Here is a 23,643-nt window from a genome sequence, read left to right on the forward strand (position 1 = left end):
GTCCTCAACCGCCAAGGTTCATTTTTGCCATGCCAAATTCACTGTTAGAAACCAGTTGGTGGGTGCCCTGTTATGGCTTAGTGGGTGCAGCCCTGACGTTGCCTTGGGCCACCGGTGTTGTGCGGCGCACCGGGCCTCGACCCGCAGCCTATTTCAATCTGCTGATGACGGTTGTTGCTTTTGTGCATGGCTTTTTCCTATTGCAACAAACTCGCAGTGGCGCCACCGCAACGATTGTTTGGCATTGGCTACAGGCACCGGGACTCGATCTCTCGTTTTCATTGCTCATCAACAGTGTCACCACGGGGGCTATGGAGTTGGTGACGGGCCTGAGTATCCTCGCCCAGATTTTTGCCCTGGGTTATCTCGAAAAGGACTGGGGTATGGCCCGCTTCTTTGCCTTAATGGGCTTTTTTGAGGCGGCCCTCAGTGGCATTGCGATCAGTAACTCGCTGCTCCTGAGCTATGGCCTGTTGGAGATGCTGACCCTCTCGACCTATTTGCTGATTGGCTTCTGGTATGCTCAGCCCCTTGTGGTCAAAGCAGCACGGGATGCCTTTCTCACCAAACGGGTGGGGGATATCTTACTCCTCATGGGGGTAGTCGCTGTCGGCAGCCTTGCGGGGAGTTATGATTTTCCCAATCTCTACCAATGGGCAGAAGACGCCAATTTACCAGACGGTTGGGGCTTTTTACTGGGCTTAGCCTTGATTGCAGGTCCCACGGGTAAATGTGCTCAAGTGCCTTTGCACCTGTGGCTCGATGAAGCGATGGAAGGGCCCAACCCCGCTTCGATTATGCGCAACTCAGTGGTGGTGGCGGCGGGTGCCTATATTCTCATTAAGCTACAGCCGATTCTGGTGGCCTGCCCGGGGGCAAACATTGCGCTGATCCTGATTGGGGCAGTCACAGCCATCAGTGAATCCCTTGTTTCCATTGCCCAAATTGACATTAAACGGGCACTGTCCCACTCGACGAGCGCCTATCTGGGGTTGGTGTTTATTGGTGTCGGCACCAACTGGACAGATTTTGCCCTGTTTGTATTGCTCACCCACGCGATCGCCAAGGCACTGCTGTTTATGAGTATTGGCAGTGTGATTATGACCACCAACTGTCAGGATTTGACGGAATTGGGGGGCTTAGGCGGACGGATGCCAGCCACAAGTTCAGCCTTTGTGATTGGCGGTCTCTCCCTAATTGGCTGTCTGCCCTTGGGTGCCTTTTGGTCGTTTTATCGCGGCATTGACTACTACTGGCAAACCCAGCTTGGCTTGGTGGGTCTGATTTTGCTGGTTAATACCCTAACGGCGGTCAACCTCACCCGTGTCTTTCGCTTGGTCTTCTTAGGGCCTGCTCAACCCAAAACCCGCCGTGCCCCTGAAGTGCCTTGGCCGCTGGCAGTGCCAATGGTCACCCTGAGTATTTTGAATGTGCTGGTGCCCTTTATCTTGCAGCGGGTGCAGTTGTTACCGACAACGATTGATTGGTGGATTGTGGTTCTGCTTGTGGTGTCAGGATGCACTGGAATTCTCCTTGGGGGTTTTGTCACCCTCAAGCGCCAGTGGACACGTCCGATCAAGGTGCCCTTGCGCTTTGTGCAGGATCTGTTAGCCTACGATCTTTACATTGAGGAACTCTATCGCTATACCGTGGTTTGGGCAGTGCGATCGCTCTCGCAGTTCAGCGCTTGGGTGGATCGCCACGTTGTGGATCGCATTGTGAATACAACGGGTGTGGCATCCCTTGTGGGGGGTGAGTTGCTCAAGTACAGTGCCAGTGGTCAATCCCAAGCCTATTTGCTGCTGGTGTTTATTGGTGTGGCAATTCTTGGGGGGGCGATCGCATGGCTATTACTGTAATGCCGCTGTTAAGTTTCCTTCTCTGGGTGCCCTTACTCGGTGCCCTTGCCCTCAGCCTGTTACCCGCTGAAAGTCTGGGACGCACCTACCGCAGTTTAGCCGCTGTCGTGATGGCGATCGCCCTTGTCGTCAGTCTCGCGATCGCCCGTCTATTTGACCCCGCCAATGCAGCACCGCAATTAACCGAGGTGATTCCTTGGTTGGAGCCACTGGGCTTGAGCTATCGCCTGAGCGTGGATGGCCTGTCGCTGCCGCTATTGGTCTTAAATAACTTCCTGACGCTGATTGCCCTCTTGGCCACTTCTGTCAATCTGCCCCGTCCGCGGTTGTATTACCCGCTGGTACTGCTGTTGAATGCGGGTGTCAGTGGCGCTTTTTTGGCCGATAATTTGCTGCTCTTTTTCCTCTTCTATGAATTGGAGTTGATTCCCCTCTACCTTCTGATTGCGATTTGGGGTGGGGCACGGCGCAGTTATGCGGCCACCAAGTTTTTAATTTACACGGCCATTTCTGGGGTGCTGCTTCTAGCCGGATTCCTAGGACTGGTGTGGCTTGCCCATGCCCCCTCCTTTGACTTTGACCCCCAGTTATCCACCCCCCTGCCCCTCAGTTCACAGCTGGTTTTGCTAGGGCTGATTTTGGTGGGGTTTGGCATCAAGATTCCCCTCGTGCCCTTCCATACGTGGTTACCCGATGCCCACGTTGAAGCTTCCACGCCGATTTCTGTGCTGCTGGCGGGGGTACTCCTGAAATTGGGTACCTATGGGCTAGTGCGCTTTGGCGTGCAGTTATTCCCGCAGGCATGGCAAGTTTTGGCGCCGGGGTTGGCCACTTGGGCGGTAGTCAGTGTCCTCTACGGTTCCCTAATGGCGATCGCCCAAACGGATATGAAAAAAATGGTGGCCTACAGTTCCATTGGGCACATGGGGTTTGTTCTCTTGGCCACTGCCACTGCCACTCCCTTGAGTATTTTGGCGGCTATTGCCCAAATGATGAGCCACGGCTTAATTTCCGCCCTCCTCTTTTTGCTGGTGGGGGTTGTCTATGAAAAAACTGGCAGCCGCAACATTGAGGTACTGCGGGGATTGCTGAACCCTGAGCGGGGGTTGCCCCTGATTGGTAGCCTGATGATTGTCGGTGTCATGGCCAGTGGCGGTATCCCCGGCATGGTGGGCTTTGTGGCGGAGTTCCTGATCTTCCGCAGTAGTTTCCTCACCTTCCCAGTGCAAACACTCCTGTGTATGGTGGGGACGGGCTTAACGGCAGTGTATTTTCTCTTGCTGGTGAACCGCGTCTTTTTTGGTCGTTTGCCCAATGAATTGACGGATTTGCCGCCCGTGGCGTGGGGCGATCGCCTGCCGAGCCTCCTATTAGCCACGCTAATCTTGATCTTAGGGATTGTTCCTAACTGGCTGATCCATTGGAGTGAAACCACCGTTAGCCTTCTCACCACTGCTGTTGCTACGCTGCCCGTACCATGACCCTGATTACTGCTGCTCCAACCTCCCTGCATCAAGAACTGCGTACCGCCATCCTAGAGCGGTTGCTGAATGGTCAAGCCCTGTTACCGGATACGCCAACCCATGTGATGGAAGTGGTGGGCATCCTCAAAAGCTATGGGGTGGTGCTCAAGGCCTATGCCGAAAATCTTTGTGACATTAGTCAGCGGCAGTTTCTGGTGCTCTTTCCCTTTTTCAAATACTTCAACGGTGAGATTACCATTCCCAAGCTGCTGCGCCACTGGTGGCACGACCGCATTAACTACGAATACGCCGAATACTGTATGCGTGCCATGATGTGGCATGGGGGCGGCGGTCTTGATGCCTTCCTTGATTCGGCAGAATTTCGGCAATTGGCGGCCAAGGCGATCGCCGCTAAACTGCGGGGCAATCCCCTGATGCAATTCGTGAACCAGCTTTTTCCAGAGTTTTTGCTGGAAACAGTGCGGATGCTTTGCTACTACAGTGGCTTGGGGCAGTTTTGGACGGTGATGTATCCCATCTTTCTCACCTTGAGCGATCGCTACGATGCGGGTGAGATTCGCAGCATTCCCGATGTCGTAGATCATATTCGCGCGGGACTGATTGCGGCTGCCGATCGCCCCATTACCTACAGCGTTACCATTCACGGCCAAACTTACGATATTCTGCCGGCTAGCGCTGGTCTTACCTTTTTAGCTGACACCGCCATTCCCTATGTCGAAGCGGTGTTCCTGCGGGGTACCCCCTTCTTTGGCCTCATTTCTTTCAATGCCCAAGCGCAACAAATTTCCCGCGATCAAGCCGAATTTGGCTATGGCGCCCTGTTTGCGGATCCCATTCCCACGGGTGCGGCTGGTATTCCTCCCACACTGCTCATGCAGGATATGCGCCACTATCTCCCTCCCTATCTTTTAGAGTTCTATCGTCGCCAAGGCCGAGGGGAAGACGATCTGCGCGTGAAAATTTGCCAAACCTTCCAAAAATCAATGTTTTGCGTCACCACAGCGGCAATCACCGCCCTTGCCCCCTATCCTTGGACGACCACTGACCCCCAAGAGCAAGCCGCCAATCGGGCATTCTACGAAACGTGGCTAGATCGCCTCGAAACCTCCCGACTCTGGAACGTGCAACTGAGCAACTAACCAAGGCTCAGGCAGCGATCCGCGATAAGATAGTAAGGCAGTTCATCTCCCTCCATCGACAATAAAATGACCCATATTGATTGGCTTGCGCAAACGGATCCCTTGGTCGCTGAAATGGTACAGCGGGAAATCCAGCGGCAGCAGCAACACCTTGAACTGATTGCCAGCGAAAACTTTACTTCTCCTGCGGTGATGGCCGCTCAAGGCACAGTTCTCACCAACAAATATGCCGAGGGATTGCCCGGTAAACGCTACTACGGTGGCTGCGAATTTGTGGATGAAGTAGAGCAACTGGCCATCGATCGCGCCAAGGAACTCTTTGCCGCCGCCCACGCCAATGTGCAACCCCACTCCGGTGCCCAAGCCAATTTTGCCGTCTTTTTGGCACTGCTCAATCCCGGCGACACGATTATGGGGATGGACTTGTCCCACGGTGGCCATCTCACCCACGGTTCCCCCGTCAACGTTTCTGGTAAATGGTTTAACGTCGTTCACTACGGTGTCCATCCTGAAACAGAACGCCTCGATATGAACCAGGTGCGGGATTTGGCGCGGCAGCACCGTCCTAAGCTGATCATCTGCGGCTATTCCGCCTATCCACGCGTCATTCCCTTTGCCGAGTTTCGCCAAATTGCCGATGAAGTGGGGGCCTACCTCATGGCCGATATTGCCCACATTGCCGGTTTGGTTGCCACAGGTCACCATCCCAATCCGGTGCCCCTTTGCGATGTGGTCACCACCACCACCCATAAAACCCTGCGCGGCCCTCGCGGCGGCCTGATTCTTACCCGTGATGAAGAGTTGGGCAAAAAGTTCGATAAAGCCGTCTTTCCCGGTACCCAAGGGGGGCCATTGGAGCACGTTATTGCCGCTAAGGCGGTGGCCTTTGGTGAAGCCCTTAAGCCCGAGTTCAAAGCCTATTCTGGCCAAGTGATCCGCAATGCCCAAGCCCTCGCTGCGGGGCTGCAAGCGCGACAACTGCGCCTTGTCTCTGGGGGCACCGATAACCACTTGATGCTGATTGACCTGCGATCGGTAAATCTAACGGGCAAAGAGGCCGATCGCCTGATGGGGGAAATCAATATCACCACCAATAAAAATACGATTCCCTTTGACCCTGCCTCTCCCTTTGTCACCAGTGGTCTGCGGTTAGGAACCCCAGCGTTGACAACCCGTGGCTTCACTGAGGCTGAGTTTACGGAAATCGCCGAAATTATTAGCGATCGCCTGCATGCCCCCGAGGATGAGGTGATTAAAAACCGCTGCCGCGAGCGGGTGGCTGCCCTCTGTGCTCAATTTCCCCTCTATCCCCACTTGCAATTGCCGCAACCAGTGCTAGCCTGAGGGGGAATCCTGCCAATGGTCTAATCAGATGCTGTACCACCTGATTGCCTTCCTTGCTGCCATTGCCGTTGTTCTGTTGGTCACCCCCATTGTCAATGACTTTGGCCAGAAGGCAGGGTTTGTGGATAGACCTAATGAACGCAAAATTCACACCCGCCCAATGGTGCGCCTCGGTGGCGTCTCCATTTTTCTTGGTAATCTGGTGGCACTGCTGATTGTCTGGAATGCCGGCGGATTTGGTGTTTTACCCCAGCCAGCGGAGTATGAAATTTGGGGGGTCACTCTTGGCGGGGTGGCCTTTTTCCTCATTGGCCTAGCGGATGATCTGCTGACTTTACCAGCGCTTCTACGCCTTGTCCTGCAATTTCTGGTGGCGGGTATTGTCTGGGCGGTGGGGGTCAAAATTCGCATTATCACAGTGCCTTTGGTGGGAACTGTTGACCTCGGCTGGCTCAGTTTGCCCCTGACCACAGTGTGGCTAGTGGGCATTGCCAATGCCATTAACTTCATTGATGGGGTAGATGGGCTAGCAGCAGGGGTGTCGGGGATTGCTGCCTCAGCAATGCTGTTTGTCTGTATGCTGATGGGGGAGCCGGAGGCAGGACTATTGGCAGCTGCCTTGGCAGGAGGTGCCTTGGGGTTTCTACGCTATAACTTCAATCCTGCCCAAATTTTCATGGGCGATGGTGGTGCCTACTTCATGGGCTTTACCCTTGCTGGCTTGGGGGTGATTGGCCTTGTGAAGGCTTACACAGCGGTGGCAATTTTGCTGCCCCTATTGATTCTGGCTGTGCCTATTGTGGACACCTCAACCGTTGTTTTTAACCGCCTCCTGAAAGGGCAGTCTCCCTTTGCCCCCGATAAGGGTCATCTGCACCATCGCTTGCTCAAGGCTGGTCTTTCTCAGCGGATGACGGTGCTGTTTATCTATTGCCTAACGCTATGGGTGGGGAGTCTGGCCTTGGCCTTGGCTGGTTTGCCGGGGGGATGGGGCTATGCCGTGGCTGCCTCCCTTTTGATGGGCTTTGCCGCTTGGTATGTATGGGAACGGGTGCGCAACAACGAAGATGACTGAAACAATGAGCGCAGAGATTATTTGCGTGGGCACAGAATTGCTGCTGGGGGAAATTCTCAACAGCAATGCCCAGTTTTTAGCGCAACAACTGGCGAGCTTGGGTATTCCCCACTATTACCAAACTGTCGTTGGCGACAATCCCACGCGGATTAAGAAAGTCGTCGCTATTGCCTGCGATCGCGCCCGCCTATTGATTTTCACGGGTGGCCTTGGCCCCACGCCCGATGACCTGACAACGGAAACCCTAGCGGATTTCTTTCAAGCCCCCCTTGAAGAACGCCCGGAAATTATTACTGACCTAGAACGCAAGTATGCCCATCGCGGCGGCTTTAGTCCCAGTAACCGTAAACAGGCGCTCCTGCCTGCGGGCGCCCAGATTTTGCCCAACCCGATTGGCAGTGCCCCCGGTATGATTTGGCAGCCGCGCACGGGTCTGACAATTCTCACCTTTCCCGGTGTTCCCGCCGAAATGAAGCAGATGTGGCAAGAAACTGCGGTGCCCTTTTTGCGCTCCCAGGGCTGGGGAAAAGAGGTGATTTACAGCCGTGTGCTGCGTTTCTGGGGCATCCCTGAATCGGTACTTGCGGAAAAAGTGGCTGCCCAAATTGCCCGTGAGCATCCCACGGTGGCGCCCTATGCCAGCAATGGGGAAACCCGCCTCCGCATTACCGTCCGTGCCAAGGACGAAGCAGAAGCCCAGCAATTGATTCAACCCGTTGAAGCAGAAATCCGCCAAATTGTCGGCCTAGATTGCTACGGTGCGGATGAGGATACCCTTGCCAGTGCGGTAGCGCGGCTGCTTCAGGAACGACAGCAAACAGTGGCAGTGGCAGAGTCCTGCACCGGCGGTGGCCTTGGGGAGATGCTAACCCGTTTGCCGGGGAGTTCCCTCTCGTTTAAGGGGGGCGTAATTGCCTACGCCAATGATGTCAAGGTAACTCTACTGGGGGTCAATCCTGAGGACTTAGAGCAAGAAGGTGCCGTGAGTGCCGTGGTGGCTGCCCAGATGGCTTTAGGCGTGAAAACGCGTTTAGGCAGTGACTGGGGCGTCAGTATTACCGGGATTGCTGGCCCCGGCGGCGCGACGCTCAGTAAGCCAGTGGGATTGGTGTATATTGGCGTGGCACTGCCCAATGGCGAGGTCATGACCCGTGAATTTCGCTTTAGTGGTCAACGGGGACGGGATTGGGTGCGGCATCTCAGTGCTATGAATGCCCTCGATGTCTTGCGGCGGCAGTTATTGGTGAATCGATGAGTCACGGTCTGCTCTGGTTACCCCTATTGGCTATTTTTATCGTGCTGGCACGGTTGGGCTGGGTCGAGTACCGGAAGGTGGAACACTATCGCCAGTGGGCAAAAAATTTTGAAACCAGTAAATATGACATTGCCGCTGTCCTCGGTCAACAGGGCGATCGCTTGACGTGGGGACGCCCTACCCAACAGGGCATTATTCATTTGCAAACTTGTGAATTATCAACTATTCAAAACATTTGGATTGAGTGTAACGGTCAACGAATTGACACACAAACTACTCATTCTAAAGGAGCAATTCAACTGGTGCTAGAAACCTTTACAGGAGACTGTTATCGCATTCCTTTTACAGAATTCACCCTTGCCTTGGCATGGCGCGATCGCCTGCAACGGGCGATCAGGAACTGATGAGGTTGATTAAAAACGAAAAAAATCTAAATTGTGCTTGACTAAGCTTGACAATTAAGCGAAGTCTGACTAGAGTTACTTAAATAGTGAGCTAACGGGGGATACCAAAAAGGCAAGGTTTTCCTTCGCTTTTTTAGCGACTGTAGGACTTGTGTCTTTTTGGGTTTAAGGAAAGAGTAGCCCATAGGAAAGTGCAAAATTCTACAAAGCACTTGACTGTTGTATTTACACCTTAACCTTGGGAGGCCTATCCTCATGTGCAAAAGACTACACCCCGTTTTGGCTTGTGTTGTTAGCACAACAGTGCACATTATTCTGGTCACCACACCTGCATTGTCTCAAACTCTAGACTGTGGGAATCCTAGTGGTTCCTTCAATTCTACCGGTGGTGGAGCGAACGACAACCTAATTTGTGGCGCAAATAACAATTTACTCCCTGCCTTGCAACGGTCTATTGCTGTTGGTATTAGCAACACAGTAAATGGTGGCACTGTCGCCAATCATGCGATCGGTAGCAACAATAACCTTGGGTCAAACATAAATACCACAAACACCGCTGTTGGTACTAACAACAGGATCAACACCGTTAATTCTCAAAATCATGCCTTTGGCTCTAACAACACAATTGGCAACAATGACGGTAATTTGAATTTGTCAATTCCAGAAGATCAAGCCAAAGGCAACAATAACACTGCCCTAGGAGCACAAAATCAAGTCGGCACAACTGGAACACCCAGTGGATCAGGTCCTTTTGCCAACGCAGCTCGCAATAACAATACCGCAGTCGGTTATCAAAACGTTGCTGATGGCACTACGAATACAACTGGCAGTAACAACACCGCCATTGGCATGCAGAACCGAGCCGAGGGTGATAACAACACTGCTGTGGGGATGCAGAATTCAGCGAATGCAGTAAATGCCACCGCCGTGGGGATGCAGAATAATTATATTGGCACCACCAACACCTACCTGACCCCTGGCGAAAACAGTACCGCTGTGGGGATGCAGAACCGAGCCCAAGGAGATAGAAGCACCGCAATGGGGTTTGTGAACCAAGCCAATGCAGACAACACTACAGCTGTGGGGTTTGTGAACACCGCACAAGGAGCTAATAGCACCGCAATGGGGTTTGCGAACCAAGCTCTGGGAAATGACAGCAGTGCGGTTGGCTTTGCAAACACTGCACAAGGAGTTCAGAGCAGCGCGGTTGGCTTTGCAAACACTGCACAAGGAGCTAATAGCACCGCAATGGGGTTTGTGAACCAAGCCAACGCAGACAACACTACAGCTGTGGGGTTTGTGAACCAAGCCAATGCAGTAAATGCCACCGCGATGGGGATGCAGAATTCAGCGAATGCAGCAAATGCCACCGCTGTGGGGATGCAGAATAATTATGATGGCACTAGCAACACCTACCTGACCCCTGGCGACAACAGTACCGCTGTGGGGTTTGTGAACCGAGCTCTGGGAAATGACAGCAGCGCAGTTGGCTTTGCAAACACTGCACAAGGAGTTCAGAGCAGCGCGGTTGGCTTTGCAAACACCGCACAAGGAGCTAATAGCACCGCAATGGGGTTTGTGAACCAAGCCAATGCAGACAACACCACAGCTGTGGGGTTTGTGAACCAAGCCAATGCAGTAAACGCCACCGCCGTAGGCTCTGGTAACCAAGCCCAAGGGCTTGACAGCACCGCAATGGGTTCAGGCAACCAAGCCCAAGGAGTTCAAAGCAGCGCGGTTGGCTTTACAAACACTGCCCAAGGGTCTGACAGCACCGCAATGGGTTCAGGCAACCAAGCCACCCAAGCAAATGCCACCGCCGTGGGTAGACAGAACTTTGCCACTCAACAGGACGCCACCGCCGTAGGCTCTGGTAACCAAGCCCAAGGATTTCAGAGCAGCGCGGTTGGCTTTACAAACACTGCCCAAGGAACTAGAAGCACCGCAATGGGGTATGATAACGACGCCTTGGGAGATGCCAGCAGCGCAGTTGGCTTTGAAAACACCGCCCAAGGAGTTCAGAGCAGCGCGGTTGGCTTTGCAAACACTGCCCAAGGAGATAGAAGCACCGCAATGGGGTTTGTGAACCAAGCCAATGCAGACAACACTACAGCTGTGGGGATGCAGAACCTAGCCCAAGGGCTTGACAGCACCGCAATGGGTTCGGGCAACCAAGCCACCCAAAACAATGCCACCGCTGTGGGGAGGCAGAACCTAGCCCAAGGAGCTGACAGCACCGCAATGGGGTTTTTGAACCAAGCAAATGCAGCAAACGCCACCGCTGTAGGCTCTGGCAACCAAGCGCTGGGGGCTCGTAGTATTGCCATTGGCCACCAAAGTACTGCAAACCCGGCTGATAGTATTGCAATTGGTCAGACTGCCCAAGTCGTGGGTGGTGCTACTGATGGTGTGGCCATTGGTAGAGGTGCCACAGTTCAACATGCCAACAGTGTGGCCATTGGGGCAAACTCTGTAACAACACAGGCCAATGTTGTGTCTGTTGGTGCCCCCGGTGCTGAACGCAAGGTTGTCAATGTTGCGCCTGGCATCATTGCACCAACGAGTACGGATGCAATCAATGGCAGTCAGCTCTCTGCCCTCATCAACCAACTGTTTGCTACTGGAATTTGTTCAATCACTAACGCAACAGTAACGTGCGGTAACATTGCTTTGGGAAATGCTGCTAACCCTGGGGGTGCTAATAGTATTGCCATTGGCAACAATTCAACGACGGGTGCCAATAATGCCATTGCCTTTGGCCCATCGGCACAGGCCATCCATCCCAACAGTGTGGCCATTGGCGCTGGCTCTGTAACAACAGCTCCCAACACGGTTTCTGTGGGCGCCCCAGGAGCAGAACGCCGCATTACCAATGTGGCCACCCCCATCAATCCAACGGATGCTGTCAATAAAGCCTATGTTGACGGCATGGGAGCAGTGGCCTTGGGAGCAGCGAATGCCTACACCGATGCTCAAATCAATCAATTACGGGGAGAGGCTTTTGCGGGCATTGCCTCGGCAGCAGCACTCATGCCGATTGTGCCGGCACGTTCTGGTCAAACCACATTTAATGTGGGATTTGCAACCTACGGTGGATACAGTGCAGCCGGGATGGCTATAGCCCACCAAATCGGACCGGTGATTATTGATGCAGGGGCAAGTTTTTCTAGTGCAGGCTATCCCTTAGCACGCATTGGTATCGGCGCCCGTTTTTAGAACAACAGGGAACTAGGGGGGCTTTGATGTCCACATTTGGGAAAAGACGCTAGCCTTTAAAATTGAAGCTAAGCCTCCTCAATACTGCCCAAGGAATCTAGCCCTATGGATGTGTCTGTGGTCAACCAGAATCCACCATTTATGCTGAATCAGCCAGCAATGGCTCAGTCTTGGATCAAGCCCTGCAAAGTGGTCTTCTTCTGGAAACGCAGTGGCTTTTATGGGGCTTTGGATTCAAGGCTTTTTGCTGTTGGAGGTCGCTGATGAAAAATATTGTGGCGCTGGTGCCAGGGGGTATTGGGGATCAAATTTTGTTTTTTCCTACCCTCGACGACCTCAAAACCCACTTTCCGAATAGTCAAATTGATGTGGTTGTTGAACCCCGTGCGGTTGCTGCCTACCAACTGAGTTCTACAGTCCACCAAGTGATTCCCTTTGACTTCAAAGACCGCAATGCCTTGGCTGACTGGGTAAACCTGATTGGTATGTTGCGGGATGGGGAGTACGACGCCATTCTCTCCTTGGGGCGCAGTAAGGCGGTGCGCTTTTTGCTGTGGCTGACGGGGATTCCCAAGCGCGTGGGCTTTGCGAAGCTCAATCCCTTGGGGTTTCTCACCGATGCGGTACCTGTCAACCTTGATCAATACAGCGCCGCCACCTACCACGATTTGCTCAAGGCCTTTGGCATTACTACCCCTTGTCCCCTACCCAAGGCAGTGATTGCCGAAGAAGATAGGCAATGGGCAACTGCAGAGCGGCAACGCCTAGGCATTTCTGGTGCTTATCGCCTTTTGCACGGCGGCTCTAGTCAAATGGCCCTCACAAAGGGGATTAACAAAATTTACCCCCCCACTGCTTGGGCTGAAGTCATCCAGGCGCTGCAACAGCAGGAGCCGCACCTGCCCTTCATTGTGGTCTGTGGCCCTGAGGATCAGGCATGGGTGGGTGCCCTGACACAAACTCTCACCAACCTTGCAATTAGCCATCCCCCTGATCTGCGTAAACTTGCGGCTTTAATGCAACAGGCACAACAGATTCTCTGTACCGACAGTGGCCCGATGCACATTGGCGTGGCGGTGGGGACTCCCCTTGTGGCGCTTTTTGGCCCTACGGATCCTGCCAAACTCCTGCCCAACGATCCGCGCTTTCGAGCCGTTAAATCCCCTACTGGCAACATGGCCGATATTCCCGTCTCAGCCGTGATTGAGGCGGCTCGCCATGGCTAGACCGGCTGTCTTTCTCGATCGCGATGGCGTACTGAACCAAGAGGTGGGCTATATTCACCGCCTTGAGGACTTACAGCTCATCCCCGGTGTGGCTCAGGCAGTGCGACGGCTCAATGATGCGGGGTGGTTTTGCTGTTTAGCTTCCAATCAGTCGGGTCCGGCGCGGGATTATTACAGCATTGAGCATGTCTATGCCCTGCACCACAGACTTCAGGAGTTGCTAGCCGCCAGTGCTGGTGCGGTGTTGGATGCGGTTTATTTCTGTCCTGATCTCAGCCGTCCTGAAGGGGGAGTGGTTGCCGACTATGCGGGTTGGACAACATGGCGCAAACCCAATACAGGAATGCTCGTAGCGGCCGCTTGGGATCATGATTTAGATCTCAGCCGCAGTGTCATGGTGGGGGACAAAGCCACCGATATTGATCTGGCGCGGAATGCCGGCTGCTATGGGATTTTAGTACAAACCGGCTTTGGCGATCGCGTTCTTGAGGGGAGTTACCAGCACGCCAGTCGACCCGATTACATTGCAGCAGATTTAGCCGCTGCCGTAGAGTGGATTTGTACGCACCTTGCACCTCGTTAGCGATGAGCGCATCGCCAGACTATACCAAGTTTCCCCTTGCTCTACTGTTGCTGGTGGTTCTGGGCTACGTCCTCGTGGGCTGGTATTTGTCTGCCTATCCTTGGATGTGGTCAGCCTATGCCTCTTTTTTGGCAGCAATTCTGACAGTGTTTGTCGTGGGTGGCACCTCTAGCCTGTTGCGATCGCGCCAGAGCAACCCTAAAAGTATCTTTAGTAGCTTAATTATGCGCGTGGGCACCCCCAGTCTCTTTACAGTACTAGTGCTGAGTACCGCTGTCACCCTTGCCATTATTGCCTTTCATGTCTTTAGTGTGATTGCCATTCTCATTGGCACCGAAATTCTCGTGCGCATTGAAATGAAAGCCGCTGGCTACCAGAACTGGCAAATTATGCTAGTGCTGATTCAAATGGCAATTTTAGGAGTGTTCATTGGCTGGAGCATTGGGCATTACTTGCTGCCATCCTCTTCAGGGCAATCATTATTGTTCTTAGTCCTAAAGGAGTAAACTTTCTAAGGCACGTAGATTCGTAATGCACAAGCTCTCTTGATTGCGGCGAATAATGCCCTTGCGCTCCAGTTTCCCAAGCACCCGTGTCACCGTTTCCCGCGCCATGCCACTGAGACTACTTAATTCACGGTGGGGTAGATTGGGAATTTCTAGGCCATCGGCTCCCTGTCGCCCTTGACCATCCGCCAAAAACAGCAGAATATCGGCCACCCTTGACGTACTATCCGATTCCCGCAGCCGCAGCCGCCGATTCAGTTGCCGAAGCCGTCGTGCCATCAACTTGGCGAGGCGTATGCCCGCTTGAGGTTCCGTATTGACAAGATTGACAAAATCCGTCGCGGGCATATTGGCCACAACTGTCGGTGTTAGGGTAATCACATCCGTTGAGCGGGGCACTTCCTCTAGGGGGGCCATTTCGCCAAAGAGTTCGCCGGGCCCGAGGATATTCAGGGTGACTTCTTTGCCATCAATGTTGTAGGTGCGAATTTTGACCCAGCCACTGAGGATAAAGTAAACCGATGTGCCCCAATCATTCTCCAGCAAGATGACTCGGTTGGCGGGATGCTGACGTGTCACTACATGGGCTAGTGCTTTCTCCACCACTGCCTGGGGTAAGTCGCGAAAAAAGGGCGTATTTTGTAAAGATAATTCAGGTGCAGGAGAACTACGCCGTTCTTGCATAAAGGTCAAGGCCGAGAGGGCGAAAGCAGAGGCTGAGCAGACAGGTCATCAGGCGCTGCAGGGAAATCAATACCTGTGATCTTACCATTGCTATCCATCATCACAATCAATGTATCTGTAACGTTAGAAAAGGCTACCTTGATACTGACAATATTGTCGTTGATCTGACTCCCAAGACGCTCTTTGTACACGCCTACCTGTCTCAGAATAACTGTTTTATCGTTTTTTATGGTTTTCTGAGGGTTTAAGGCGAAACGAATTTCTGAATATCATACCGCCTTTTCCAGAGGGATTGAGTGAGGTCGCGATCGCCCTGAGGCCGCCGTCCCGTCCAAGAAAAGCAATCTACATATCTCTTATCAATTCTCGACGCAGACTTGGCTCTATAGATGACTGATTCTTCAGTTCTTCAGGCATCCGGGGGAAACTGCTGCGGAGTGTAAAGTTTATTAAAGACCTTGACTCCTTTGGTTAGCCTTCGTCACAATGAGTTCCATAGGTTAGGACTTGAATTTTATCCTCGTGAGCGGTTAGTCATAGCTGCGAGTGGGTAGGTTGTGCCAATGCTAGAAACCCTTGAATTTGTGATTTATCCCGATGGCCGTGTCGTTGAAACAGTGACGGGCATTTCTGGGGCATCCTGTGCTGAGGTGACTGCTGCCATTGAAGCGCAACTGGGGTGTGTCATTAGCCAACAGCCCACCGCAGAATACTACGCTCCCCAAGAGGAAGAAAATCAATTGGTTGTTCAATCTGTCCCCTCCCAGTGGTAATCGTTGAGGATTGGTGATCCATGTCGCACTTCAGCCAAATCAAAACCCAAATTCGCAGTTTACCCGCCCTACAGGCTGCCCTAACGGACTTGGGCCTACCATGGCAATCTGGCTGCCAAGAAGTGCGCGGCTTTCGCGGTCAAACCCAAACGGCCCAAGTCGTTGTTCCCCAAGATAATGGCTATGACATTGGCTTTCGCTGGAATGGCACTGAGTATGAGCTAGTGGCGGATTTGGAGTTTTGGCAGCAGGCATGGTCAGTGGATCGCTTCTTGAATAAAGTCACTCAGCGCTATGCCTACCATGCGGTGTTGCAATCCGCTACTGAACAGGGCTTTCAAGTGCAGGCCACAGAACAGCAGGCCGATGGGAGTGTCAAGCTCGTATTGCAACGCTGGCGTTCCTAGCCGGTCAAAATAATGGATAGGCAGATGGGTCAGCCCCTTGGCTTAGAACCAGAGCTTGGCGGCCAACTGCGCCAAAGTAAACCTCGCAGCGGCTACGAACCTGAACTCGGAGGAACCCATCGCCAACGCGGTGTCTATGTCGATGAAATTACCTGTATTGGCTGCAAACACTGTGCCCATGTGGCTCGTAATACTTTCTACATTGAGCCGAACTACGGGCGATCGCGGGTTGTACGCCAAGATGGTGACCCCCTCGAACTGATTCAAGAAGCCATTGATACCTGTCCCGTTGACTGTATCCACTGGGTAGATTACACGGAATTAAAACGGCTTGAGAAAGAACGCCTTGAGCAGGTGGTTCCCCTTGCCGGTTTTCCCATTGATCCAGCCACCACGCACCGCAAGAAACGGCGATCGCCCCCTAGGACTGAATAGCATCCTCGGGCATCACAATCAGCGTCGTTCCCTGACGGCCAATGATAATCACCCGCTGATGCTCGGGAATGGCCAAGCGGGGATCATCACAGCGAGCTTGCCAAGAGATCCCTTCGTACAGCACTCGCCCCGTCTCGCCAGCGGGGATTTTCGTAAGTGTTTCCGCCTCGGCGGCTTCCTTGAGTACGGGGGGAACTCGCTTTGGTTGATACCGCCGCAGGAGAAAGACCACCACAACAGAGAGCACCATCCAGAGGAGAATCTGTATTGAAAAGCTGGGAATCAGAAACGAGAGAAAGGCAACAATCAGGGCGCTGAGGCCGAGAGTGGCTTCCATAAAAGCCGTCGGCAAAACAAGCTCCATCACAAAAAGAATGATGGCAACAATTAACCAAATCCAAAAGGGAGACAGGGGCATTGCTCTTATCACCCAAGGCAGCCACTTCAACGATAGCTCAAACTCTGCGGCTACAGCGAGCAGGTTTAACCGTTTTGAGTGTGTTCAATTCTTGCGAAAGAGTTGCACTGGAACTTACAAGAGTCCCACTGCGTCAAGAGAGCCAGCACTCAAGAGAGATTCCTCCGATTCTGTACAATAATGACTTCAATGAGGCGAACAACGATGACGGATCTATTCATTCCCCTCCTGGTGGGACTTCTCACCCTTGGACTGTTGACCAGTTGGCTATGGCGACCGACAGCAACGCCAGTTTCCCGTGCTGAACAGGTCAATACCCCTGATTTTGTTGCCGATGCGCCGCCGCCGGATGATGAAGGAACACCGCCCCGCCGTGGATAGGCTAGGATTTTCCTAGGGGCTTCTAGAAGAACAATTGAGTGATCAAGCAGCTTTGGTCAGCAGGACAGCGGTTTCAGGCGGGTTTCTTTGCCTTTGGTCGTGGTCTTTTTTTTATCGCCCGTTATCGTCTTTGGGGCTATCTATTGTTACCTGCCTGCTTGAGCCTCGTTCTGGGGGTAACGCTTATCATTGCTGCTTTCTGGGCTGTTCAAGTCATTGGTGATGATTGGTTTGTGGGTGGGGAATGGCAGTGGCTCTACCAAGGGTTCATTGATATTTTGGCAACCCTCATTGCTGTCTTTTTGGCCCTAATTGGCTATCAAACGCTGATTCCCCTTGTGGTGATTCCTTTCCTTGGTCCACTGCTCAACCGTGTTGAAAAAATTACCACGGGACAAACGATTGAGGTGGGGTGGCGGCGCGATCTATTGAACGCCATTATCGGTGGTTGGTTTGCGCTGCGGGATGCAGTGTTGCAGGTGATCTTCCTGCTACTTTCATTTCTAACGGGGCCGCTGCAACCTATCGTGATGGCGATCGTCAACAGTTTCTTCCTAGGGCGAGGCAGCTTTGATTACCTCCTTGAAAAACACAGCACCTCTTTGAGAGAGCGCAAGCTCTTGACCCGTGCCTATACGCCCCAAATCTATGGCCTTGGTTTGGCGCAGTTTTTGGGGCTGCTGATCCCCTTCGTCGGTTTGGTGCTCGTACCACCCGTGGGAGTTGTGGCTGCTGCTTTACTGATTCAAGATCATCCACCGCAACAACAGTTGATGGCAGCGAATGCGGTTTCTCGGCGTTGATCTGGCTTGGAAAGGGGGGGCATCAGGGTACTGCTGTTTGCAGTGGCAGGCTCAGCATCTAGAGATAGTGTGTCTGGCTCGCTCCCGTGATACGGATGAACTTTTGGCATGGATTGATCGCGATGCACCCTCTGCGCAAGCAGCCATGGTGGCGGTGGATGCCCCCCTAATTATTCCCAATTCGCGGGGAATGCGTACCTGCGATCGCCAAGCCCATCAAGTCCTTGGGCGGTATCATGCCGGCTGCTATCCTGCGAATCAGCAGTCCCCCTTTGCGCAGCACACCACGGGTTTTAGTCAAGCCCTTAGCCAACGGGGGTTTCGCCATGGACCTACGATCGCCCCCCAAGAACGCGGGCGATTTCAAATTGAAGTCTTCCCCCATGCCACGGCGATCGCCCTCTTTCAGCTTGACCAAATCATTAAATACAAAAAAGGCCGCCTTGCAGAACGAGCCAAAGGGTTAGCCAAGCTTAGGGATTTAATGGCCACCCAGCTTCCCCACTGTGAGCCACCCTTAGCACTAGAACTAACTATCGAAATCCCCAGCAACGGGCGAGACCTCAAGGCTCTTGAGGATCAACTCGATGCCGTTCTCTGTGCCTACACGGCAGCCTATTGGTGGTATTGGGGGCGCGATCGCCACTGGGTTTTGGGTGGTGAGTCTTTTTCCCCAGAGCCAGCATCAACCGATGCCTACTTAAAAACTGGCTATATTGTTGTTCCGCGTGCCTAGCTTTCGCGATTGCGGTAGCGTTGCAGTTCCGTGCGTAGAGCAGCAATTTCCGCCCGCAAATCATCAATGAGGGCTTGCCAATCCACCCCACTCCGAGGCACCACCATTTCTGCCTCTTGACGGGCACGAGCTTGCACCTCTTCCATGAATTGATGGAGCCGCTGCTGCTGTTCGGCATCAAATCGCCCCAGTTGACTCAGGAATTCTACAAATAGATGCTGCGCCTGATCACGCAGGAGCGTTGCGGTTGCCCGACCAAGGAAGAAGGCATCCAGCGGCGATTGACTCATAGGAGCTGTATTCCTCATCAGTTGTGTCTCTCAATCCACGAGTGTAACAAAGTTTTACAGTAAACAGATCTCGCTCTCTCCCCCTTCTCCAGCTTTTTCCTATAGAACAGATAAGAAATTCTTTGACGTTCTCCCTAGACCAATTGTCTCCGCTAAAGCATAGAATTATATCAATTAAATATTTTCTTACCATAGCTACAAGTTATGAGGATGCTCCCATAGGGAGTGCTCTTAACAGCGATTTCGCTATGACACCCTCTCTAGATTCGCCAAAAGGGGCAGAAATGCTAACAAATTTAGTTAATCGAGTTCACTTTCGCGATTGGCGCGGCGATCTCTTTGGTGGGCTGACTGCCGCCATTGTCGCCTTGCCGATGGCCTTGGCCTTTGGGGTCACCTCTGGGGCTGGTGCAACGGCGGGACTGTACTGCGTCGTCTTTCTTGGCTTTTTTGCGGCTCTCTTTGGGGGCACACCAACACTCATTTCCAATCCGACAGGGCCGATGACCGTCGTGATGACGGCAGTGATCACCCGCCTGACCAGTGAATATCCCGAACAGGGGTTATACATGGCTTTTACGGTGGTAATGCTGGCGGGCGGTTTTCAAATCCTCTTTGGTCTGTTGCGGTTGGGTAAATACATCACCCTCATGCCCTACACCGTGATTTCTGGCTTTATGTCGGGAATTGGCCTGATCATGATCCTGCTGCAAATTGGTCCGCTGTTGGGGCACAGCAGTAAAGGGGGGGTCTTGGGGGCAGTGCAAAACTTGCCAGAGTGGATTCAAACCCTGAACTCGGCTGCCCTTACCTTGGGCTTGTTCACCCTCGGACTCATTTATTTCACGCCCCAGAAAATTCGGCGAATTGTGCCGCCACAGCTTCTCGCCCTAGTTTTAGGCACGATTTTGTCAATGGTGTTTTTTGGGGATGCCGGTTTGACCCGCATTGGCACGATTCCCACGGGGCTGCCAGCGTTTGTGCCGCCGACGTTTACACTGCCTGCGCTGAAAACGATGATTGTGGACGGGGCAATGCTGGGGATGCTCGGCTGTATTGATTCGCTCCTGACCTCGGTGATTGCCGATAGCATTACCCGCACCCAGCACGATTCCGATAAGGAACTGATTGGCCAAGGTATTGGTAACCTACTGTCCGGCTTATTTGGTGGTCTGCCCGGTGCCGGTGCCACGATGGGCACAGTGGTAAATATTCAAGCGGGGGGACGCACCTGCTTATCGGGCATGATCCACGCTGTCATTCTACTGATGGTGGTGCTGTGGGCGGCGCCTTTGACGGAACCGATTCCCAATGCAGTGTTGGCGGGGATTCTGATCAAGGTGGGGATTGACATCATTGACTGGAATTTTCTCAAACGTGCCCACCTCTTGTCCCTGCGGGCGGCCTTCATTATGTATGGCGTGATGCTGCTGACGGTCTTTGTGGATTTGATTGTGGCGGTGGGTGTTGGTGTCTTTATTGCCAATATGCTGACGATCAAGCGCTTGGCGGATCTGCAATCGGAGGATGTGAAGGCGATTACCCACGCCGATGATCAAACGCCCCTCACCCCCGAGGAAAAAGAACTCTTCCGCGAAGCCAAGGGTCAACTGTTGCTCCTCCACCTTGGGGGTCCGATGAGTTTTGGCTCCGCTTGGGCAATTTCCCAGCGGCAGGCGATCATGTCGGACTATAAGGTGCTGATTCTGGATGTCAGCAGTGTGCCCCTGTTGGGGGTAACGGCAACCTTGGCCATTGAGTCACTCATCCAGGAGGCACAAAAGCATCGTTTAGCAATTTTTCTCGTGAATGGTTCGGCGGATAAGGTGCAACAGCGGCTGCAACGCTTCCGTATTTTGGATCGGTTGCCGGCAGACCATGTGGTGAGCGATCGCCGAGACGCCCTCGAAAAGGCCATTCAGTTTCTCCACCAACCGGAGGAATTGCTGGAGGTGACAACGGGCAGCTACGAATAACGGGAGACCGCCGGGTTGCCCTGCACATACCACCGCCACGGAATCTCCTGCCCTTGGGAAATACCAATGCGAGTGGTTTGTACCACAGGGGCTGTCAGGGGTTGGGGCGGCTTTTCTAACCAGAGGCCGCTCTCTTTCCCTAGCATCAAGCCCGAAAGCTGGCGATCGATCCCCAAGACTTGGCACAGTTTCCCCGGACCAGCGGCACTGCGGGGGGGCAAGGGCGGGCTGAGCATCTCAAGGGCACGGATGAGAACAGCACTGGCAAAATTGGGGCGATCGCTGGCGATATTCAGGCAGTGGTGAATGCCATAGATTTGATAGACATAGATTGTCCCTGGTGCTGCAAACATCGGGGCGTTGCGAGCCGTTTGGCGACGGTAGCCATGACACGCGGGGTCGCCGGCCATATAGGCTTCAGTTTCAACAATACGGCCGCGGTAGAGTTGACCATTGGCCTGCTGTCGCACGAGAAGACACCCCAGTAATTCTTGGGCAACCACTGGGGCAGGGCGAGCCAACCACTCAAGGGGCAGACACTGATCTCGCTCAATGGGAACCCTTTTCAAGCAACAAATCCTCCATCAAGGCATGGCGCACGGGGGCATTCAAGCCAGAGACGGTGTAGAGCATGGCTTCGCGATAGAGACGCTGCACCGTGTGACTGAGCATCAAGGCACTGCCACCCGTCGTCATCAGGGCAGCCTGAGCCGCTTGGACGGCAAGGTGAATGGCTGCGGCGCGCAGTTGTGCATGGTGGGGGGGATTCAGGTTCTCTAGCTCTTCTTGAATTTGGTGGTAAAGGCGGTGCCAGCGATCGCGAAAGTGGTGATAGAGGTCTTTGGCGTCGGTACTCTCGGCGAGAATCTGCAAACTGGCACGGGCACAACCCATGGGGGCGGCACTGCCCCGCAGCAATTGCTGGCGATCGCGGAGGGCCATCCAATCCGCCTCACTGATACCCACCACATCTTCCGGCGGGACTAACCAATCCACCACTTCTGCTTGCACCGTTTGAGTTGAGGGCACAGCCGCTAGAGGTAAGGGCAATGAGAGGTGCAAAATGCCACCGCCAGCCTGTTGGGCATTGATAAAGGGCATGAGGGCAAAGAGAATACGCTGATCCGGTAGGGGAGCTGCGGCGATAAACATCGTCATGTGCTGAAAGCCACTGAGCCAAGGCAGCGTGCCCTGCAGGAGGTAGCCCCCACTGGTGGGTTGAGCTTGTAGATCCACTGGGTTGTGGCGTAAGTGGGAAAAGCTGACACCAATCAACATCTGCCCCTTCATTAAGTCCGCTAGGTAGGTTTGGGCAACGTTCCCTTCAGGATGTTCAAGAATCATCCCCAAGGCGGATTGATGTTGTGCCACCAAAAAGGCAAGGGCACCGGAGGTTTGCGCTAGTTGTAAGCTCAAATGCCACAGCGTGCGGCGATCGCACCCCAATCCCCCCATTGCCTTGGGTACCGCCAAACGAAAAATGCCCAAATTTCCTAGGGCTTGCAGACTTTCCGATAAAAGGGACTTTTGCTGATCAATGCGGTTGGCAATTGGCGCAACAACGGTACTGAGGTAGGTCTGAATGTCCTCTAGGAGAGGCTGCGCTGCGGGGTCAGCAAAGACCAAGGCATCCATAGTTTAGGAGTACGCCAGATGGGCACGGGGGTTGTAGGACTCAATGGCCTGAAGTTGCCGGTAGAGATCGCGTTCAGCATCACTCAGTTGGGGCGGCAGTGTAATGACAATCTCCACCAGTTGGTCACCGCGATCGCCATCGGGGCGAGGATAGCCCTTACCCGCCAGTCGCAAACGTTGGCCTGTGCGTACCCCTGCTGGCACCATCATTTTCACCCAACCATCGAGGGTCGGGGCTTCAATTTGGCCGCCGAGGGCAGCCTCACTGGGGGTCACGGGGAGTTCACAGACAATGTCGTAGTCCTCAAGGCGAAAGAGGGGATGGGGCGTCACTTGAATTTTCAGATAGAGATCACCTCCACCCGTACCTTGACCCCGCAGCCGAATCCGCTGACCCGTAACCATCCCCGCTGGCAGCGTCACTTCTAAGGAGCGCCCATCCCCAAGGCGAATCCGCTCCCGTCCCCCTTCGTAGGCCTTCTCGAGGGGGATTTCTAGGGTGGCTTCAGCGTCGCGACGACTCACAGCGGTATAGGCGGTTTTGACGGTGCCGGGGCGAAAGTAGTCTGTCTCTATCGTAGGCGAGCGACGGGGGGGATCCGCAGCAACCGTAGAGGTGCGGGGCGATCGCCGACCCAACAGTTGATCCAAAAACTCTTGAAAATTATCTTCACTGAGGTCGGGTTCTTCCCTGACACTGGTGCCATTGCGCCGAGCCATAGTGGTACGTTGGGAAGGGCGAGTGCGAAAGCCGGGCTGTGACCAATATTCACCGTAGCGATCGTATTGCTCACGGCGAGCCGGATCACTTAGGACTTGGTAAGCTTCACTAATGTCTTTGAACTTCTCTTCAGCAGCGCGATCGCCCGGATTCATATCGGGATGATACCGCCGCGCCAGCCGCCGATAGGCACGTTTAATTTCCTCAGTGCTCGCACCTCGATCCACGCCCAAAAGCTGGTAGTAATCTCGAAAATTACGCATCGACAGTCCTATCTACACTCACAGTTGCGG

At 53.6% G+C, this 23,643-nt stretch carries 25 protein-coding genes; 19 read left to right on the forward strand and 6 right to left on the reverse strand.

Annotation, left to right across the window (positions count from 1 at the left end; all coding sequences use genetic code 11):
- Nucleotides 1–29 precede the first annotated feature (29 nt).
- The 12 genes from M0646_RS04095 (at nucleotide 30) to M0646_RS04150 (ending at nucleotide 14,091) form a co-directional block, all read left to right on the forward strand.
- On the forward strand, nucleotides 30–1,859 hold the full coding sequence (locus M0646_RS04095) for an NAD(P)H-quinone oxidoreductase subunit F (protein WP_149818406.1): 1,830 nt from the start codon (nucleotides 30–32) through the stop codon (nucleotides 1,857–1,859).
- On the forward strand, nucleotides 1,844–3,340 hold the full coding sequence (locus tag M0646_RS04100; RefSeq protein WP_286626706.1) for an NADH-quinone oxidoreductase subunit M: 1,497 nt from the start codon (nucleotides 1,844–1,846) through the stop codon (nucleotides 3,338–3,340). The genes M0646_RS04095 and M0646_RS04100 overlap by 16 nt, the downstream gene beginning before the upstream one ends.
- Nucleotides 3,337–4,482, forward strand: coding sequence for a CO2 hydration protein (locus M0646_RS04105; RefSeq protein ID WP_286626707.1), 1,146 nt, complete (start codon nucleotides 3,337–3,339; stop codon nucleotides 4,480–4,482). Before M0646_RS04100 ends, M0646_RS04105 begins: the two co-directional genes overlap by 4 nt.
- 66 nt (nucleotides 4,483–4,548) lie before the next feature.
- Nucleotides 4,549–5,826: a serine hydroxymethyltransferase gene (gene glyA, locus M0646_RS04110; protein WP_286626709.1), complete on the forward strand. Its 1,278-nt coding sequence runs from the start codon at nucleotides 4,549–4,551 to the stop codon at nucleotides 5,824–5,826.
- 28 nt (nucleotides 5,827–5,854) lie between these two features.
- Nucleotides 5,855–6,901 carry a glycosyltransferase family 4 protein gene (locus tag M0646_RS04115; protein WP_149818414.1) on the forward strand — a complete coding sequence of 349 codons (1,047 nt, stop codon included), beginning with the start codon at nucleotides 5,855–5,857 and terminating at the stop codon, nucleotides 6,899–6,901.
- A 4-nt stretch (nucleotides 6,902–6,905) separates the two neighbouring features.
- Nucleotides 6,906–8,156, forward strand: a complete 1,251-nt coding sequence (locus tag M0646_RS04120; protein WP_190278212.1) for a competence/damage-inducible protein A — start codon at nucleotides 6,906–6,908, stop codon at nucleotides 8,154–8,156.
- Complete coding sequence (locus M0646_RS04125; RefSeq protein WP_286626711.1) at nucleotides 8,153–8,560, forward strand: hypothetical protein; 408 nt, start codon at nucleotides 8,153–8,155, stop codon at nucleotides 8,558–8,560. Before M0646_RS04120 ends, M0646_RS04125 begins: the two co-directional genes overlap by 4 nt.
- Nucleotides 8,561–9,211: 651 nt before the next feature.
- Nucleotides 9,212–11,776 (forward strand): YadA-like family protein, encoded by a 2,565-nt coding sequence (locus M0646_RS04130; protein WP_286626713.1) that lies wholly within the window; start codon nucleotides 9,212–9,214, stop codon nucleotides 11,774–11,776.
- 105 nt (nucleotides 11,777–11,881) lie between these two features.
- Nucleotides 11,882–12,040, forward strand: a complete 159-nt coding sequence (locus M0646_RS04135; RefSeq protein WP_286626715.1) for a hypothetical protein — start codon at nucleotides 11,882–11,884, stop codon at nucleotides 12,038–12,040.
- On the forward strand, nucleotides 12,040–13,002 hold the full coding sequence (locus M0646_RS04140; RefSeq protein ID WP_149818423.1) for a glycosyltransferase family 9 protein: 963 nt from the start codon (nucleotides 12,040–12,042) through the stop codon (nucleotides 13,000–13,002). The genes M0646_RS04135 and M0646_RS04140 overlap by 1 nt, the downstream gene beginning before the upstream one ends.
- Nucleotides 12,995–13,585 carry an HAD family hydrolase gene (locus tag M0646_RS04145; RefSeq protein ID WP_286626716.1) on the forward strand — a complete coding sequence of 197 codons (591 nt, stop codon included), beginning with the start codon at nucleotides 12,995–12,997 and terminating at the stop codon, nucleotides 13,583–13,585. The genes M0646_RS04140 and M0646_RS04145 overlap by 8 nt, the downstream gene beginning before the upstream one ends.
- Nucleotides 13,586–13,587: 2 nt before the next feature.
- Nucleotides 13,588–14,091: a hypothetical protein gene (locus M0646_RS04150; RefSeq protein WP_286626717.1), complete on the forward strand. Its 504-nt coding sequence runs from the start codon at nucleotides 13,588–13,590 to the stop codon at nucleotides 14,089–14,091.
- Here the strand turns inward: M0646_RS04150 and M0646_RS04155 are convergent.
- Complete coding sequence (locus M0646_RS04155) at nucleotides 14,080–14,775, reverse strand: Crp/Fnr family transcriptional regulator (RefSeq protein WP_149818430.1); 696 nt, start codon at nucleotides 14,773–14,775, stop codon at nucleotides 14,080–14,082. The genes M0646_RS04150 and M0646_RS04155 overlap by 12 nt on opposite strands.
- Nucleotides 14,776–15,338: 563 nt before the next feature.
- Here M0646_RS04155 and M0646_RS04160 point away from each other — a divergent pair.
- Genes M0646_RS04160 through M0646_RS04170 form a run of 3 tightly spaced genes read left to right on the forward strand, consistent with a single transcriptional unit; the run spans nucleotide 15,339 to nucleotide 16,390 of the window.
- Nucleotides 15,339–15,548: a DUF2997 domain-containing protein gene (locus M0646_RS04160; RefSeq protein WP_190278215.1), complete on the forward strand. Its 210-nt coding sequence runs from the start codon at nucleotides 15,339–15,341 to the stop codon at nucleotides 15,546–15,548.
- Between the two features lie 20 nt (nucleotides 15,549–15,568).
- On the forward strand, nucleotides 15,569–15,955 hold the full coding sequence (locus M0646_RS04165) for a DUF1257 domain-containing protein (RefSeq protein ID WP_149818434.1): 387 nt from the start codon (nucleotides 15,569–15,571) through the stop codon (nucleotides 15,953–15,955).
- 24 nt (nucleotides 15,956–15,979) lie between these two features.
- Nucleotides 15,980–16,390 carry a ferredoxin gene (locus M0646_RS04170; protein WP_286626721.1) on the forward strand — a complete coding sequence of 137 codons (411 nt, stop codon included), beginning with the start codon at nucleotides 15,980–15,982 and terminating at the stop codon, nucleotides 16,388–16,390.
- On the opposite strand, the gene M0646_RS04175 is transcribed toward M0646_RS04170, so the two are convergent.
- Complete coding sequence (locus M0646_RS04175) at nucleotides 16,377–16,808, reverse strand: NfeD family protein (RefSeq protein WP_190278216.1); 432 nt, start codon at nucleotides 16,806–16,808, stop codon at nucleotides 16,377–16,379. The two genes, M0646_RS04170 and M0646_RS04175, sit on opposite strands and share 14 nt — an antisense overlap.
- 204 nt (nucleotides 16,809–17,012) lie before the next feature.
- Here M0646_RS04175 and M0646_RS04180 point away from each other — a divergent pair, with 204 nt between their 5' ends.
- From M0646_RS04180 to M0646_RS04190, 3 genes are read left to right on the forward strand one after another with little or no spacing between them, the layout of a single operon-like run.
- On the forward strand, nucleotides 17,013–17,189 hold the full coding sequence (locus M0646_RS04180) for a hypothetical protein (RefSeq protein WP_190278217.1): 177 nt from the start codon (nucleotides 17,013–17,015) through the stop codon (nucleotides 17,187–17,189).
- A 38-nt stretch (nucleotides 17,190–17,227) separates the two neighbouring features.
- Nucleotides 17,228–17,992 (forward strand): EI24 domain-containing protein, encoded by a 765-nt coding sequence (locus M0646_RS04185; RefSeq protein ID WP_286626722.1) that lies wholly within the window; start codon nucleotides 17,228–17,230, stop codon nucleotides 17,990–17,992.
- The gene (locus M0646_RS04190; protein WP_286626724.1) at nucleotides 17,973–18,728 is read left to right on the forward strand and encodes a DUF429 domain-containing protein; all 756 of its coding nucleotides are present in this window, start codon (nucleotides 17,973–17,975) and stop codon (nucleotides 18,726–18,728) included. Before M0646_RS04185 ends, M0646_RS04190 begins: the two co-directional genes overlap by 20 nt.
- On the opposite strand, the gene M0646_RS04195 is transcribed toward M0646_RS04190, so the two are convergent.
- On the reverse strand, nucleotides 18,725–19,018 hold the full coding sequence (locus M0646_RS04195; protein ID WP_181494369.1) for a DUF6825 family protein: 294 nt from the start codon (nucleotides 19,016–19,018) through the stop codon (nucleotides 18,725–18,727). The two genes, M0646_RS04190 and M0646_RS04195, sit on opposite strands and share 4 nt — an antisense overlap.
- Before the next feature lie 284 nt (nucleotides 19,019–19,302).
- On the opposite strand from M0646_RS04195, the gene M0646_RS04200 reads away from it, so the two are divergent.
- The gene (locus tag M0646_RS04200; protein ID WP_286626726.1) at nucleotides 19,303–20,994 is read left to right on the forward strand and encodes a SulP family inorganic anion transporter; all 1,692 of its coding nucleotides are present in this window, start codon (nucleotides 19,303–19,305) and stop codon (nucleotides 20,992–20,994) included.
- On the opposite strand, the gene M0646_RS04205 is transcribed toward M0646_RS04200, so the two are convergent.
- From M0646_RS04205 to M0646_RS04215, 3 genes are read right to left on the reverse strand one after another with little or no spacing between them, the layout of a single operon-like run.
- On the reverse strand, nucleotides 20,985–21,497 hold the full coding sequence (locus M0646_RS04205) for a DNA-3-methyladenine glycosylase (RefSeq protein ID WP_255451731.1): 513 nt from the start codon (nucleotides 21,495–21,497) through the stop codon (nucleotides 20,985–20,987). The genes M0646_RS04200 and M0646_RS04205 overlap by 10 nt on opposite strands.
- A 46-nt stretch (nucleotides 21,498–21,543) precedes the next feature.
- A complete protein-coding gene (locus tag M0646_RS04210; RefSeq protein ID WP_286626727.1) occupies nucleotides 21,544–22,629 on the reverse strand; it encodes an acyl-CoA dehydrogenase family protein in 1,086 nt (361 codons plus the stop codon).
- 3 nt (nucleotides 22,630–22,632) lie between these two features.
- Complete coding sequence (locus M0646_RS04215) at nucleotides 22,633–23,613, reverse strand: DnaJ C-terminal domain-containing protein (RefSeq protein WP_149818449.1); 981 nt, start codon at nucleotides 23,611–23,613, stop codon at nucleotides 22,633–22,635.
- Nucleotides 23,614–23,643: the final 30 nt, after the last annotated feature.

Origin of the sequence: Thermosynechococcus sp. B3 (assembly GCF_030323045.1) — a bacterium.
In the GTDB taxonomy this organism is placed as follows: domain Bacteria; phylum Cyanobacteriota; class Cyanobacteriia; order Thermosynechococcales; family Thermosynechococcaceae; genus Thermosynechococcus.